Annotated in this window: 13 protein-coding genes; 7 read left to right on the forward strand and 6 right to left on the reverse strand. The window is 38.7% G+C overall.

Annotated elements, in window-relative coordinates:
- The first annotated feature begins 38 nt into the window (after positions 1–38).
- A complete protein-coding gene (locus ACQ7EO_RS01850) occupies positions 39–887 on the forward strand; it encodes a DUF2071 domain-containing protein (protein WP_434278774.1) in 849 nt (282 codons plus the stop codon).
- Positions 888–997: 110 nt separating this feature from the next.
- The gene (gene crcB / locus ACQ7EO_RS01855; protein WP_034616430.1) at positions 998–1378 is read left to right on the forward strand and encodes a fluoride efflux transporter CrcB; all 381 of its coding nucleotides are present in this window, start codon (positions 998–1000) and stop codon (positions 1376–1378) included.
- A 69-nt stretch (positions 1379–1447) separates the two neighbouring features.
- On the opposite strand, the gene ACQ7EO_RS01860 is transcribed toward crcB, so the two are convergent.
- Together ACQ7EO_RS01860 and ACQ7EO_RS01865 are read right to left on the reverse strand one after the other, a co-directional pair.
- Positions 1448–1696 carry a type B 50S ribosomal protein L31 gene (locus ACQ7EO_RS01860; protein WP_004816804.1) on the reverse strand — a complete coding sequence of 83 codons (249 nt, stop codon included), beginning with the start codon at positions 1694–1696 and terminating at the stop codon, positions 1448–1450.
- A gap of 294 nt (positions 1697–1990) precedes the next feature.
- The gene (locus ACQ7EO_RS01865; RefSeq protein ID WP_004816806.1) at positions 1991–3289 is read right to left on the reverse strand and encodes an ABC1 kinase family protein; all 1299 of its coding nucleotides are present in this window, start codon (positions 3287–3289) and stop codon (positions 1991–1993) included.
- Between the two features lie 199 nt (positions 3290–3488).
- On the opposite strand from ACQ7EO_RS01865, the gene ACQ7EO_RS01870 reads away from it, so the two are divergent.
- Complete coding sequence (locus ACQ7EO_RS01870) at positions 3489–3704, forward strand: DUF1737 domain-containing protein (protein WP_034616427.1); 216 nt, start codon at positions 3489–3491, stop codon at positions 3702–3704.
- A gap of 83 nt (positions 3705–3787) precedes the next feature.
- Here the strand turns inward: ACQ7EO_RS01870 and ACQ7EO_RS01875 are convergent, their stop codons facing one another.
- Together ACQ7EO_RS01875 and ACQ7EO_RS01880 are read right to left on the reverse strand one after the other, a co-directional pair.
- Positions 3788–5143 carry an MATE family efflux transporter gene (locus ACQ7EO_RS01875; protein ID WP_096735236.1) on the reverse strand — a complete coding sequence of 452 codons (1356 nt, stop codon included), beginning with the start codon at positions 5141–5143 and terminating at the stop codon, positions 3788–3790.
- 40 nt (positions 5144–5183) lie between these two features.
- The gene (locus ACQ7EO_RS01880) at positions 5184–5645 is read right to left on the reverse strand and encodes a DMT family transporter (RefSeq protein WP_004725603.1); all 462 of its coding nucleotides are present in this window, start codon (positions 5643–5645) and stop codon (positions 5184–5186) included.
- Positions 5646–5763: 118 nt separating this feature from the next.
- Here ACQ7EO_RS01880 and hemW point away from each other — a divergent pair, with 118 nt between their 5' ends.
- Complete coding sequence (gene hemW / locus ACQ7EO_RS01885) at positions 5764–6918, forward strand: radical SAM family heme chaperone HemW (protein ID WP_034616421.1); 1155 nt, start codon at positions 5764–5766, stop codon at positions 6916–6918.
- Positions 6919–6994: 76 nt separating this feature from the next.
- The gene (locus ACQ7EO_RS01890) at positions 6995–7480 is read left to right on the forward strand and encodes a hypothetical protein (RefSeq protein ID WP_244014212.1); all 486 of its coding nucleotides are present in this window, start codon (positions 6995–6997) and stop codon (positions 7478–7480) included.
- Between the two features lie 74 nt (positions 7481–7554).
- Here the strand turns inward: ACQ7EO_RS01890 and ACQ7EO_RS01895 are convergent, their stop codons facing one another.
- Positions 7555–8445, reverse strand: coding sequence for a LysR family transcriptional regulator (locus ACQ7EO_RS01895; protein ID WP_004816817.1), 891 nt, complete (start codon positions 8443–8445; stop codon positions 7555–7557).
- 106 nt (positions 8446–8551) lie between these two features.
- On the opposite strand from ACQ7EO_RS01895, the gene ACQ7EO_RS01900 reads away from it, so the two are divergent.
- Entirely contained in the window at positions 8552–9472 is a 921-nt protein-coding gene (locus ACQ7EO_RS01900) for an alpha/beta hydrolase (RefSeq protein WP_244014210.1), read from the forward strand.
- A gap of 131 nt (positions 9473–9603) precedes the next feature.
- Here the strand turns inward: ACQ7EO_RS01900 and ACQ7EO_RS01905 are convergent, their stop codons facing one another.
- Entirely contained in the window at positions 9604–11427 is a 1824-nt protein-coding gene (locus tag ACQ7EO_RS01905) for an acyl-CoA dehydrogenase C-terminal domain-containing protein (protein WP_004725609.1), read from the reverse strand.
- 233 nt (positions 11428–11660) lie between these two features.
- On the opposite strand from ACQ7EO_RS01905, the gene ACQ7EO_RS01910 reads away from it, so the two are divergent.
- On the forward strand, positions 11661–14066 hold the full coding sequence (locus ACQ7EO_RS01910) for a hypothetical protein (protein WP_434278775.1): 2406 nt from the start codon (positions 11661–11663) through the stop codon (positions 14064–14066).
- The last annotated feature ends 7 nt before the right edge of the window (positions 14067–14073 follow it).

A 14073-nucleotide genomic window follows, 5' to 3' on the forward strand; every position in this document is an offset into this window, starting at 1 on the left:
TAAAATAACAGCATCGAAATTCATAAAAATAGGTCGGTATGAATCGTCATAATATTAAAAATAAAGATTCAAACTTTATTTTGAGCCTGATCGGTCTTTTTGCTGAACGCCCATTATTATTAAAACTACGCCGTATCTTGATGGGTTTTATTCCTTTTCTACAGTTACAAAGTCAGGTCAAGAATATTGTGTATTTGTCGTGGTTGGTGGATATAGATCAAGTTCGTTCACGCTATCCACAGCCTATTCAGTTATGGGAAAAGCAAGGGAAAACGATTTTTACCATACTGACATATCAACATGAACATTTTGGTTTTTCTTTTTTAGGTCCATTACGCAAATTGATGCCATCACCGCAACAAAGCAATTGGCGCTTTTATATTGCCCCTACACAACAGGATAAAACGGTGATTTTCGAGCAAGTTGTGATTGACCAGCAGCTTTATGTTTTGAGTGGGCGTTTGGCAAGTGATGCGATGCCAGCACAATATGCAAAGAAATTTGTTCATCAAGTCTCTGAACAGCTGATTCAAACAGAACTCGAACTTGATCCTGTTTATCAATTATCCAGCACGGTTCAAATCAATACAGATCCGCGCTTGCCTGAGGCGTGGCAAAATTTATTCTCTTCATGGGATGAGGCCATTCAATATCTGGCTGAACAAGACCATGCATGGGTAGAATGGGTCGATCAACCTGAAAAACTATCACAAGGGGATATTGAAATGCCTTTTGATTTTAGTCAGGTTGTGCCTGCGCAAGTGCTTAATATTGCTTGCCCCTTGCTACAACAATGGGGTGTTCGTGAACAAGATGTATTGGCCTTTGTTGTGCCAACTTTGGACTTTTATGTCAGAAATGAGTTGCCACTTAAATTAGATCGTTAAGCTTCTCCATGTTAATCTGTGGATAACTATCCGCTTATACACAAGCTGAGCTGTAAAAAATCGGATGGTGGGTAAATGCGTTTTTTAAAAAGTTTTAAGGATATCTAAACATGAATTGGCTATTGGTCGCATGCGGTGGGGCAATTGGTGCAAGTTTACGTTATGGTGCAGGGTTTATTATTTCTAAACCACATAGCCTATTCCCTTGGACAACATGGTCGATCAATATCTTGGGCTGTTTCTTGGCTGGGATTTTTTTTGCTTTTACCCAGCGCTATCCTATTTTACAGAATGAAACTCGATTATTTTTAATGGTTGGAATCCTCGGCGGTTTTACAACTTTTTCCAGTTTTGGTCTGGAAACATTCCAGCTGATTCGGCAGGGACAGTTTCCAATCGCTTTGGCTTATACTGTTTCTAGTGTGATCGTTGGTGTGATCTGTTTAGCGATTGGCTTTTATATTTTTCAAATGCTTTTATCCACAAAATAATGTGCAATATTCAAAATGAAAAAGCCTAAGCTGAGGGAAGCTTAGGCTTAGACACAACATACAGTTCAATTAACGTTTAAAACGGGCAAAGCGCTTATTGAAGTTGGCAATACGACCTTCATTGCTTGCCTGACGAATTTCACCTGTATAGAAAGGATGTGAAGCACTGGATATATCGAGTGTGACATAAGGATATTGTGTGCCTTCATATTCTTTGGTGTTTGTTGTCTTGATGGTGCTACCAATAACAAAGTATGCATTGGCATTGGTGTCATGAAATAACACTTGACGATATTCTGGGTGGATACCTTGGCGCATGGTTTTAACCTCTAATTATTTAAACGTTGTGTAATGTTATAATATTACATTTAATTTGTAAAGTACTTCATTTGATGGGTATTTGTGTTGTCTAGCGGATTTGAAAAAAGTGAGATAAAAAAAGAAGCCTAAGCAGGAGGATCTGGCTTAGACTTCAAATATAAGTTTAATGTAAAGCTTTATCCTTAAAATTAGATGAAGTGCATAACGAAATTTTTTAAAATGAATGCATTGATCATGTCACTTTTAAATGAATTGGATGCAATCGACTTCAATAAAAACCATCAATAGAACTTAGTCTTGTAAAGGCACCAGCTCTTCAAAGAGATCTTTTAAATTATCATGGACTTTGAGTTGAATCAGATTCCAGTATTGTCCTGAAATCGTACGATTTACCATTAAAGTATCTGGCGATGGTTTAAATACATCCCAATACTTCAATGATTTTTTCACCAGTTTGATGCCATCATGATGTGCTGAATTTTCAGCAAAATCATAATGTGTAGTCAATGGTCGTAATAAAATTTCAAGCCATGCCTCATACAATTCTACGGGAAACTTACCTTTTTCAGCTAACGCATCTAAAACCGTTAAATGCTCTTCAATCGTCACAATATCTTGTTTCCGTGCAGCTCTGACCAAGGCTTTAAAATGAGTAATAATTTCATTGGATAAGGTTTTTACACCGCCAAAGTCGTAAATGATCACACTGCCATCTTCACGGAAAGCAAAGTTGCCAGGATGAGGGTCGCAATGGAAACGTTTTAAGAAGAAAATTTGTTGACCCAATGCCAAGATTAAACGGCGACCAATTTCATTGCGCACAGATAAATCCCAAGTACTTGCAGTTTCAATACTTTCGCCCTTTTCAAGGCTTAGAGTTAAGATGCGACGACTCGAATAGTCTGTGAACACTTTGGGAATAATAATTTTTGTGTCCAAAGCTTGATGGAATGTTCTAAAAACTTGTAAGTTTTGTGCCTCAATTTCGTAATTGAGTTCTTCATGTAAGCTGTCTTGAATTTCTTTAAATAAGCGATCTTGTAATTTTTTATCTACTTTTAAAACACCCATTAAGCGTAATGCCAAACGAACCTGTTTTAAGTCACTTTCACATGCTTCATCTACCCCAGGATATTGTACTTTGACCACAACTTCAGTGCCATTTTTTAACATGGCTTTGTGGACTTGACCAATAGATGCTGCTGCGAAGGGTTGTTCGTCAAAATGCAGAAAGGTTTGATCAATCGGTTTGCCTAGCTCGCGTTCTACTTGTTGTTTAATTTCGGCAAATGGCATTGCAGGTGCTTGACGTTGTAATTTAGCAATTGCTCGTGCGACTTCAGGTGGAAAGATATCTTTATATTGCGAGGCGATTTGACCAACTTTCATCACAGCACCTTTCATTTCTCCTAAGGTATCTGCAATTTGAACACCAATATCTTGGAACAGCTTACTGCGGGCTTCATTTTTTTGTTCTTCATCCGCATTAAAGTTACGAATTGAATTTGATACCGTTTTCGTCGCGATACTTGCAGTCATACTCGCAAGTTTCATAAAGCGGCGACCTGGGGTACTGGTACTTTTCGACATTCGTAACCATCCTTTAATTGGGATTAAACGTTTAATTCATTTTGATCATAGGCGACTATTGTTAAACTGCCTACTCTAATTTGTTAAGCGTTTGTTTCTACTTGGCTATTTTTAATCTTAAAATATCCAGCATGCTATCGGTTTCTTCTCAGTGGTTTTGGATTAAAATATTCTTCAATATTTTAATCGTTGTTGGATCATGAAAGTTTATCGTTATTTAACTGGTAAGGATGATGTGAATTTCTGTGCACGGGTCAGTAAAGCTTTAAATGACGGCTATGAGTTATATGGTTCTCCAACGATGACGTTTAATGGAACTGATGTCATTGTGGGGCAAGCCATCGTAAAAGAGGTTGGCAATGAATCTGAGATGTCTGAAAAGTTTCAGCAAGCCTATCAGCTTCAATCTGAGTAAAATAAAGTACACTTATAAAAAATAATGCTGTATTTAAACAGCATTATTTTTAGATAAACGCATTCAATATAAGCGTTTTTAATTTAAGCCTGACTCAACCTTTTATTGTTCATATACAGGCGCGTTAATAATAAAACACAGGCAATGGTCAGTCCAATGATCAGTCCTGTCCATACCCCAGCGGCGCCCATATCGGTATAGCGAGCCAAATAAATTCCAACAGGGAAAGCGATGATCCAGTAGGCCAGCATGGTAATCCACATTGGGCCCTTGGTATCTTGCATTCCACGTAAACAACCTGCAGCACTGACTTGCCATGCATCCATAAGTTGGTAGCCAATCGCAAATAAAATTAAATATATCGCTGCTTGGGAAACATCATAGTCACTGGTATAAACAGACACAATTTGAGGGCGTAAAATCAACAGCAGTAACATAGTGATACAGGCAAATAAGGTACTGGTCATTAATCCAACTTTCTGGACTTTTCGCATCGCATACCAATTCTTTTCGCCATAATACGTCCCTGTACGAATGGTCAGCGCTAAAGCCAATGACATCGGAATCATAAACAATTGTGATGTGATGGATAAGGCAATTTGATGTGCTGCAACGGTAACTTCACCAAGCGGACTGAGTACAATTGCACCTGTACTAAAAATACTGACCTCAAAGAAAATCGCCAAACCAATTGGTAATCCCAGTTTGAGGATACGTTTAATCAGTACGCGGTCTATTTTCTCAAACATATTTAAGGGTTGTGTAGCTTGGTAGCGTTTGGCTTTTAAAATATAAATGCTAATCGTGATGAACATGATCCACTGCAACAAAGCTGTTGCAAAACCACAGCCAGCACTTCCCAAGTGTGGAATCGGCCCAATCCCATACATAAAAATAAAATTCAGCGGAATTTGTACCACAAGTGCAACAAGGCTAATCACTGTGACAGGGCGAGGGTAGCCTAAAGCTTCTGAATAGCCGCGTAATGTTGAATACATGGTAAAAGCAGGCATACCAAAAGCAATTGCATGTAAAAACAAACTGGCTTTAGGCAATAAAGATTCAGGCACACCAACCAAAGGCAACAATAAAGGAATGATCTGTAAAACCAGCATGCCAATAATACCCAGCAATAAGGCAACCCATAAAGACTGGCGAACAATCGAAGGGATGTTTTCTGGGGTACGCGCACCGTTGGCTTCTGCCACTAAAGGTGTGGTTGCGATCATGATGCCACTAAACAGCAGCATGACTGGAATCCATAAACCTACACCAACAGCAATTGCGGCAAGATCTTCGGGAGACATATGCCCAGCCATAATGGTATCAATCAATCCAAAGCCTGCTGCAGCAAACTGAGTGATTAAAATTGGGAGCATTAAGTTAAAGAGTTGCTTTAATTCAAAGCGGGTAGTTGTGGCTTTTATCGATGCAGACACAGGAAATACTCGTTTTAAATGTGCTTAGAAAATAGATTGGTTAGCGTTGTAGAGTGAGAAGCACACCTATAAAAATCACCACGCCACCTAAAAGACGTTGCCAGTTTACTGGCGTTTTATCTGTACCCAGTAGTCCAAATTGGTCAACGATCATCGACATTGCAATTTGTCCAAAAATAATTAAGCCTGACAGGGTTAAAAAACCCAGTTTTGGTGCAGTATAAATGCTCATACTGATTGCATAAACACCTAAGCAGCCACCTAGCCAAAGATACCAAGGTATCACTGCTAAACTTGAAAGGGTTGGTCTTTGTTCAGCTTGTACAATCACCAAAATAGCGAGCAATAGTGTACCAACTAAAAAGGATAAAAGGGCAGCTTGTAATGGAGAATGCAGATATTCACGCAATTGAGTGTTAATCGCGGTTTGAAAGGTCATGGCAATCCCAATACCCATCGTAAGTGGTAAAAGGAACAATAATTGACTCGATAATTTCAGCATTCTTCTTCATCTACTTTTATTGTTAATGTTCAGTCTAAAGCAAATTGATGACTTGTTCTAATCGGATGGTAGAAGTCATGTTAAAATAATCACTCTCTAAACTTGTTCTGAGCTTTCTTTGACTGATTTAACACCTCAAAATATACCTTTGTCGCTTTATATCCATATGCCGTGGTGTGTCCGTAAGTGTCCGTATTGTGACTTTAACTCACATGCTGTACCCGATGGGAAGCTGTCTTTAGATTTAGAGCAAGAATATTTACTGGCATTGGTTGAAGACTTTAAAACCCAAGTGGATTTTGCTCAGGGACGTAAAATTCATAGTGTGTTTATTGGTGGTGGAACCCCGTCATTGATCTCTGCACAAGGTTATCAGTGGCTTTTTACCCAGCTAAAAGCTTTAGTCCCGTTTGAGCAGGATTGTGAAATTACTTTGGAAGCCAATCCAGGGACGGTTGAACATGATCCATTTGCAGATTATTTAGATGTTGGAATTAATCGTTTATCGCTTGGGGTGCAAAGTTTTAATCCTGATCATTTAACAAAGCTGGGGCGTATCCATTCCAATGATGATGCTGTTTCCGCCATTCAACATGCCAAACAAGCGGGTTTTCAACGCGTCAACGTAGATTTGATGCATGGTTTGCCAGAACAGACTTTAGAACAAGCCTTGTATGACTTAAAACTTGCAGTTGAAAATGGGGCAACCCATATTTCATGGTATCAATTGACCATTGAACCGAATACGGTTTTTTTCCGCACTCAGCCTATTTTGCCTGTAGATGATGTTCTGGAAACCATCCAAGAACAGGGTGAGCAATATTTAAAGGCCAATGGCTTTATCAATTATGAAGTGTCTGCATGGCGGAAAGAAAAACCGTCATCACATAATTTAAATTATTGGCAATTTGGCGATTATTTAGCGATTGGGGCAGGGGCACATGGCAAAATCACCCAAGCTGATGGCGTATACCGTTTTCAAAAAACCCGTTTGCCTAAAGACTACTTAGCCAAAGTGCCGGCTGAACATTTGCAATTTAAACGTATTGAAAAACAAGACATGCCTTTTGAATTTATGATGAATGCTTTACGTTTAAATGAGGGTGTTCATGCGCAAATGTATCCTGAACGTACAGGATTGAATTTGTCTGATTTAGATCAGGTGATTGGTTCATTAAAACAGCGTAAATTGATGTTAAATGATGACACACAGTTGGCATGTACAGCGCAAGGTCATGTATTTTTAAATTCTGTGCTGGAAGAGTTTCTATAAATCTACAGCACAACAATTTAGCTTTTGTTATGATCTGACTTAAAACAATAATCTATTAAAAGTTAAGGTCATCACAATGAATAAGTTTCTAATCAGTATGTTATTTGCTGTGGCAAGCATTTCACTGGCATATGCAAAAAACGTTGTACCCCAATTTAGCGACTATCCTGTGAAAGCTGTGTATACAGGCAAGACTGCGAAACTTGATCTTTCAGACCCAAGCGCCAATATGTTTCGTACTCGACTGAGAGATGCATTAACACAAAAACCAGATTTTGCCGGTGAATATGTCACCACCATGTGGGGTTGTGGTGGGGGATGTAGAGTCTATTCTTTTATCAATAAACGTACGGGTCAGCTTTTAGCGGATGGCTTTGGTGGTGAGGAACGGACTGAAGATGTGATTGCAACACGTCCAAACAGCCGTCTCTTAGTCACACAAGAAGAGCATATGGATCAAAACTATACAGTGGATAAAGTGACTACACGTTTTTATGTGCTCGAAAAAAATCGATTTAAGTTGCTTAAAACCATTACTCAACCCACATCTAAAACTCAATAGAGAGATAGGGTAGGATATGATCCTGCCTGTTCGTTCAACATCGTAACGGGTTTATTTAAATGATTGTTTAAACCTTATAATGTTTGCTTTAGAGCATCCTTGATTATTGAAAACGCGGGGGAAACCAGTTTTCTACTGGTATAAAATAAATAAAATGCTGGGTGGGTAATTGAGTATTCAGGCATGATTTCAATTAAATGCCCCTGATTGATCTGAGGACCTGCCAGATCTTGAGGAATGTACGCAATACCATAACCACATAAGCTTGCTTCTAGAATTTGCTCAATGCTGGTAAAGATCAATTGCCCTTCACCTTTAAATGCAATGTTCTGTCCATTTTCAGTAAAGGTCCAAGACAAAAGCGAATGATCTGTCAGTATTCGTACATGAAGACAAGCATGTTTTTTTAAATCATGGATCGATAGAGGCATTGTATGTTTGGCGATATAGTCAGGTGATGCAACCAAGCACATTTTGATAGGCTCGCTAATCGGAATCGCGACCATGTCTTTCTCGACTAAATTACCCAGTCGTACTCCTGCATCATAACCTTCCTTGGCGATATCAATACGTCTATTTTCTGAAATCAGCTCAATTTGAATATCTGGATAATCGAATACGATATTTTTGAGTTTTTTCCACAGATGATATTTGATGACATAATCATCTGCTGAGATTTTTACCTTTCCTACAGGTTTATCATGCATAGAGCTTAATAGTTCTAAACCAAGTGTAATATCTTCTATATTTTTACCCACCAGCTCAAATAATCGTTGACCTGCATCAGTAACTGTCAGACTACGTGTTGTGCGATTAAACAGTTTGAGTCCAATTTGCTCTTCTAAATGACAAATACTTTGGCTGATAGCAGATTGTGTCACACCAAGCTGAGCTGCAGTTTTGGTAAAATTTTTATTTTGAATCACTGCGGTAAATGTACAGAGATCATTTAAATTTGTTTTCATTATTTATAAGTATCACTAATGATAGCAATCAGATTATAGCAGCTAATTCTGTGAATGTTGCTTTGTTAAGATGTATCTATCGCAACAAAAATTAATTGGATTCAAAATGACAAATGTAAAAATCAAAGCACCGTATTGGGAAATTGCTGCAAATCTATATTTCCCTGAAAATTTTAATCAAACTGAAAAATATCCAAGCATTATCAGCGCTCATCCGATTGGGAGTTGTAAAGAGCAAACATCAGGAAATGTCTATGCTAAAGCATTAGCAAAAGCTGGCTTTGTCGTGATTGCCTTTGATGCCAGTTTTCAAGGAGAAAGTGGGGGTGAACCTCGTTCTATTGAAAATCCAACTTTACGCGTCGAGGATTTTCGTTTAGTGGCTGATTATTTGGTCACACTTAATTATGTCGATGAAAATAGAATTGGTGTGTTAGGGATTTGCGGTGGTGGTGGTTATGCATTAAATGCAGCAATGACCGAAAAACGGATTAAGGCCGTGGGTACGGTAGATGCGGTGAATTTTGGACGTCTATCACGTGAAGGGTTTAGTCAATGGAATCCATTGGAAAAGTTAGAGCTTATTGCAAAACAACGCACAGCTGAAGCGCGGGGCGAAGTACGACGAGTCGATGGTTTATTACCGAATACGGTGTCAGAAGCACAAGCCGCAGGTATCAATGATATTGATGTACTCGAAGCAACTGAGTATTACAAAACAGAACGTGGTCAACATCCTAACGGTGAATCTAAAGCATTATTTTCTCATTCAGCTGTTTCAATTGGATGGGATGCATTTCATCTAGCTGAAGTATTACTGACACAGCCATTGCTTATCATCGCAGGAGATAAAGTCGGTGGCTTTGGATCATACCGTGACAGTCTGGAAATCTATGGGCGAGCACGTTCTGAAAACAAGCAACTGCTGATTGTAGAAGGGTGGTCACATTATGATTTATATGACAAATCTGAGCCTGTTGCCCAAGCATTAGCAAAACTGATCCCCTTTTATCAAACATATCTTTAAGTTCAGGCTTTCAAGGATAGGCTTCTGCTACAAGTGAATGAATATCACTGTAGTGCAGCTTGCACTGTTATATCTTAAAAACAAAAGAGCGCCGTAGCGCTCTTTTGTTTTTCTTCTCGAAAAGTTAAATTTTAGTAATCAAAACTAAAGTGTTCTGCATCAAGTGCCATCATGGTACGAGATGGATTCACCATAGACTCAGCATGACCTTGTGAACGTGGTAATAATTGTTCAAAGTAGAAATCTGCAAGTTTGATTTTTGCTTTATAGAACTCAGGAACTTCAGCGCCGTTACCAGACGCTAATTTCTCAGAAGCGACTGCTGCTTGTTGTGCCCAGTAGTAAGCCATCATTGCATAACCAGAGAACATCAAGAAATCGACAGAAGCAGATGATACGATTTCACGGTCTTTGCGAGCTGCAAGCATGATACGAACAGTCAAAGCATTCCATTGTGCACAGATTTTGGTTAAATCCCAGGCAAAACGACGCATATATTTGTTACGTGCATGTTGACCACAGAATTTCAAGATTTCAGCGGTATATTCACGAACCACTTTACCTTTAGATGAAAGCAGCACTTTACGGCCAATTAAATCCAGTGCTTGAATACCTGTTGTACCTTCGTACAAAGTCGCGATACGCGCATCACGTGCAATTTGTTCCATGCCATGCTCTTTGATATAGCCATGACCACCAAACACTTGCATACCCAAATTCGCAGATTCAAGTCCCATTTCTGTTAAGAAACCTTTGAGAATCGGGGTATAGAAACCAAGCTTATCATCATATTCTTCAAATTTTGCTTGATCGCCTTGTAACATTGCATCAGTCATTTTATCTGCAAGCTGAGCTGCATGATAAATCATGGCACGACCGCCTTCTGCAAATGCTTTTTGAGTCAAAAGCATACGACGTACATCGGCATGGTGAATGATTGCATCAGCCACTTTATCTGGATCTTTTTTACCAGATAGAGCACGCATAGACATGCGGTCTTTTGCGTATGGTAAAGCACCTTGGAATGATAATTCCGCGTGAGCAAGGCCTTGTACAGCAGTACCAATACGTGCTGTGTTCATGAAGGTGAACATTGCATGTAAGCCTTTATTCACTTCACCAATCAGATAACCTGTTGCGCCATCAAAGTTCAATACTGCAGTTGCAGATGCACGAATCCCCATTTTGTGTTCAATAGAACCACAAGTTACAGGATTACGTTCACCCACTGTACCTTCAGCTGTAGGGATGAATTTAGGTACAATAAACAATGAAATACCTTTAGTACCTGCTGGTGCATCTGGAAGACGCGCAAGAACGATATGGATAATGTTTTCAGTTAAATCATGTTCACCGGCAGAGATGAAGATTTTTGTCCCTGTAATTGCATAAGTACCATCAGCATTAGGTTCAGCCTTAGTTTTTACTTGACCTAAGTCTGTACCACATTGTGGTTCAGTCAGACACATTGTTCCTGACCATGTACCCGCAGTCAGGTGTGGCATATAGGTATTTTTTTGTTCGTCTGTACCAAATTGCAGGATGGTATTCATACATCCCATGCTCAAACCTGGGTACATGGTGAATGACCAGTTTGCAGTCCCCATCATTTCAGATTTGATCAGGTTTAATGACATCGGCAAACCTTGACCACCAAACTCTTCAGGATAAGACAGGCCTTGCCAGCCACCTTGAATAAATTGGTTATAAGCTTCTTTAAAACCTTTTGGTGTCGTGACTTCACCATCTTTAAAATGACAACCTTCTTCGTCACCAGATTGATTCAGTGGAGAAAGTACATTTTCACAAAAATCTGCAGCACCTTCTAAAATCATATCGACAGTATCAGCATCGGCATTTTCGCCAATTGATAGTGTTTTATAATGTGCAGAATAGTCAAAAACTTCATTCATTAAAAAACGTATGTCACGGAGCGGCGCTTTATATGCTGGCATGTGTTTAATCCTAATTTAAAAATAGTTTTGGATTTTCAATCTATAGCTTCATTATTCATAATCATATGGGAATTACATTGATAAGACTCTCTAAAAAAATTGTCAGAAATGCGAATTTGGTAGAAAAAGCACATGTGAATTTGTTGATTTTTTGATAGTCTTGTACACTTTGTTTTTTATTGTTTCATTGTTATTTTTATTGTCATTATAATATTCAAGTGGGTAGATCTATCATGCATTTAAAAAAATTAACATTGTGTCTATTGGGTTTGAGTTTATCAGCATGTTCTACACATGTGATTAAAAGCAATGCTTTAAATGCAGATCAAGACGCTCCGCAACGTGCAATTCAAGGCTTTAATGCCTTATATGAATATCCAAATTTTGATTACCGTGGACAAGTCAAGGTTCGACTTGATAGCGTTCAGAAAGCCAACACAGCTGATACAAAGCAATTAGATCCTACAATTGAAAAAAAGGTCAATCAATACCTGAAAGATCAAAAAATCAAGTTAACCGATGCGCAAAAAAAAGACCTTTATCAAGCAATTGCTAAACAGGACTCAAAGTATTTTAGTCGCTTTGCTGGTATGGGCGCAGATGTTGTACAAAATATCGTGAATGATTTGCAGATTCGTTATGATGGAACGGTAAATTATCGTCAGAAAATGGCATCATTTAACTTAGAGACACAGTATAAAAAACCCAACCTCTCTGTGGAAATGCGTGTTCCTACAGTGTTGGATCTGAATAATTATAAATTCTATACCCATATTTTTTCTTTAATGCCTTATTTGGCCAATTCACAAGATCAGGATAAATATGCCTATTATGATTTTTCTAAATACAAAGATGATATTGCCAAAGTAAATGGAAAAGCCTTGGTTGAGTTCCTTAAACAATCAGGCGCAACCTCTTATTTGATCGCTTCTCCGAATCAAATTGAAAGTCTTGCGGTGAGTTCAGCTGAGAAGCAAGCGGGTGTGGTTGAAAAAATTCGCTTAAATACCAGCATTGAAGAAATGTTTTTGCAAGGGCAATTGTATTCTACAGTGAATCGTCAATATTTCATGAATTCAGTGCTTGGATTGAGCCCTACAAATATTGCAAAACTCTTAGATACTGCTGGAGAAAGCCAATCAAGCGATGCTGCTAACGAGGCGGCACAAGCTGCAATGAAAGCAGTAGAAGAAGCCTCAGCGGGGATCAATACTGATGATGCGGGAGTGGCTGATGCCGCTAGCGCCATGTATCAACTTTATAGTGCAGTCAATCGTCAATCTCATGAAGCGTCTGAAGAAGAGGTGGACGCTGTTTATGCAGATGCACAAGACGCGGCTAAAAAAGCAGTTGAAGATGATGAAGACTATGCCACTAGCCAAGCTTCCGATGCTGCTGAGCAGGAAGATGACAATGTTGAAGCTGAGTCTGAAGACGCATCAGCAGAGCGTCAGAAAATTTTAACTGAACAACAATGTGAAGACTTAACAAAAGCAAAAGCTCATCCACGTTTTGGTGATGTGGAATATTGTCAGTATCATTATGAAATTGATGTTTTAAGTGCTGAAGCAAAGGATGATGCATCTTCAGCCAGTAAAGCTTTACAGCAGCAAAGTAATGCAGCGCTTGTCAAAACCTTTACAGGCTATGCGAAAGACCAGTTGGTTGATGCTCAACAATTTAAACAATTGTGGAATCAACATCATACTGAAGTTGAAGCCAGTTTGCCGCCTAAAAATAAACGTAATCCTTTAATCGTTGATCTGTCTTTAGATAACAAAGGCCGGGCGGTAAAAGCAGATTATGATTTGGGTGTGGATTTTGATAAATTAAATCGTAAACTGAATGTTAAGATGGATATGCAATTCCTTAATTATGGAAATGCCAGCAAGATCGACCAGAGTGTTTTACAGCAAGCCAAACCATTTAAAGATATCTTTAAAGGCAGCATTATGGAGCAAGCTGTAGGCGGTATTGCGGGTGTTTCAGGTGATACAGGCAGTCGTTCAGAACAAAAATACTTAACTTTAGATGAGCGGTTAGCGCAGTTGGCTGAACAAGTTTATACACAAACGGGTTCTTATGAAAAAACCTATAAAGCCGTATTTATTGCCAAACTGACTGCAGAAAAACCTGAGCTAATCAAACAATATTCTGCTCAAGATTTACAGGAAATTGCAGCGATTTATGCTTATTCTTATTCTGATGAAGAGATTTACAATCCGAAAGGTCAGGCTTTAAAACAGATCCAAGCTTTACAGAAAAAGCATCATTTGGAAGACGACCACCAATATGATGATGGACTTGGAAATTCTGTTGATGAGATCGTAGCTAAAGTCTGGAAAGATAAACAAAGTGTTTTAGAAATTCAGAATTTAGTCAAGAAATACAAAACCACTGAAGCCGTTTTTGCGCAATATTATATGCAGAAGTTTGAAGCAGAAAATGAGATTGAAAAAGGGCAACGCGCTGATTTTATCAAAACAGCGAAGATTTTAGCCAAGTCTTATACTGCATTTAAACGCAATAAATTTAACGATCAGGTTGTAGCTGGCTTGGATCAAGACGCGACTGAATTTATTGATTATGATTTATTTAAGCAAACCTATCAGATCTTGAGTGATGCCAAGTTAAAGTAATTGGTCT

Source organism: Acinetobacter sp. CE-15, assembly GCF_051059255.1.
Lineage (GTDB): Bacteria > Pseudomonadota > Gammaproteobacteria > Pseudomonadales > Moraxellaceae > Acinetobacter > Acinetobacter guillouiae.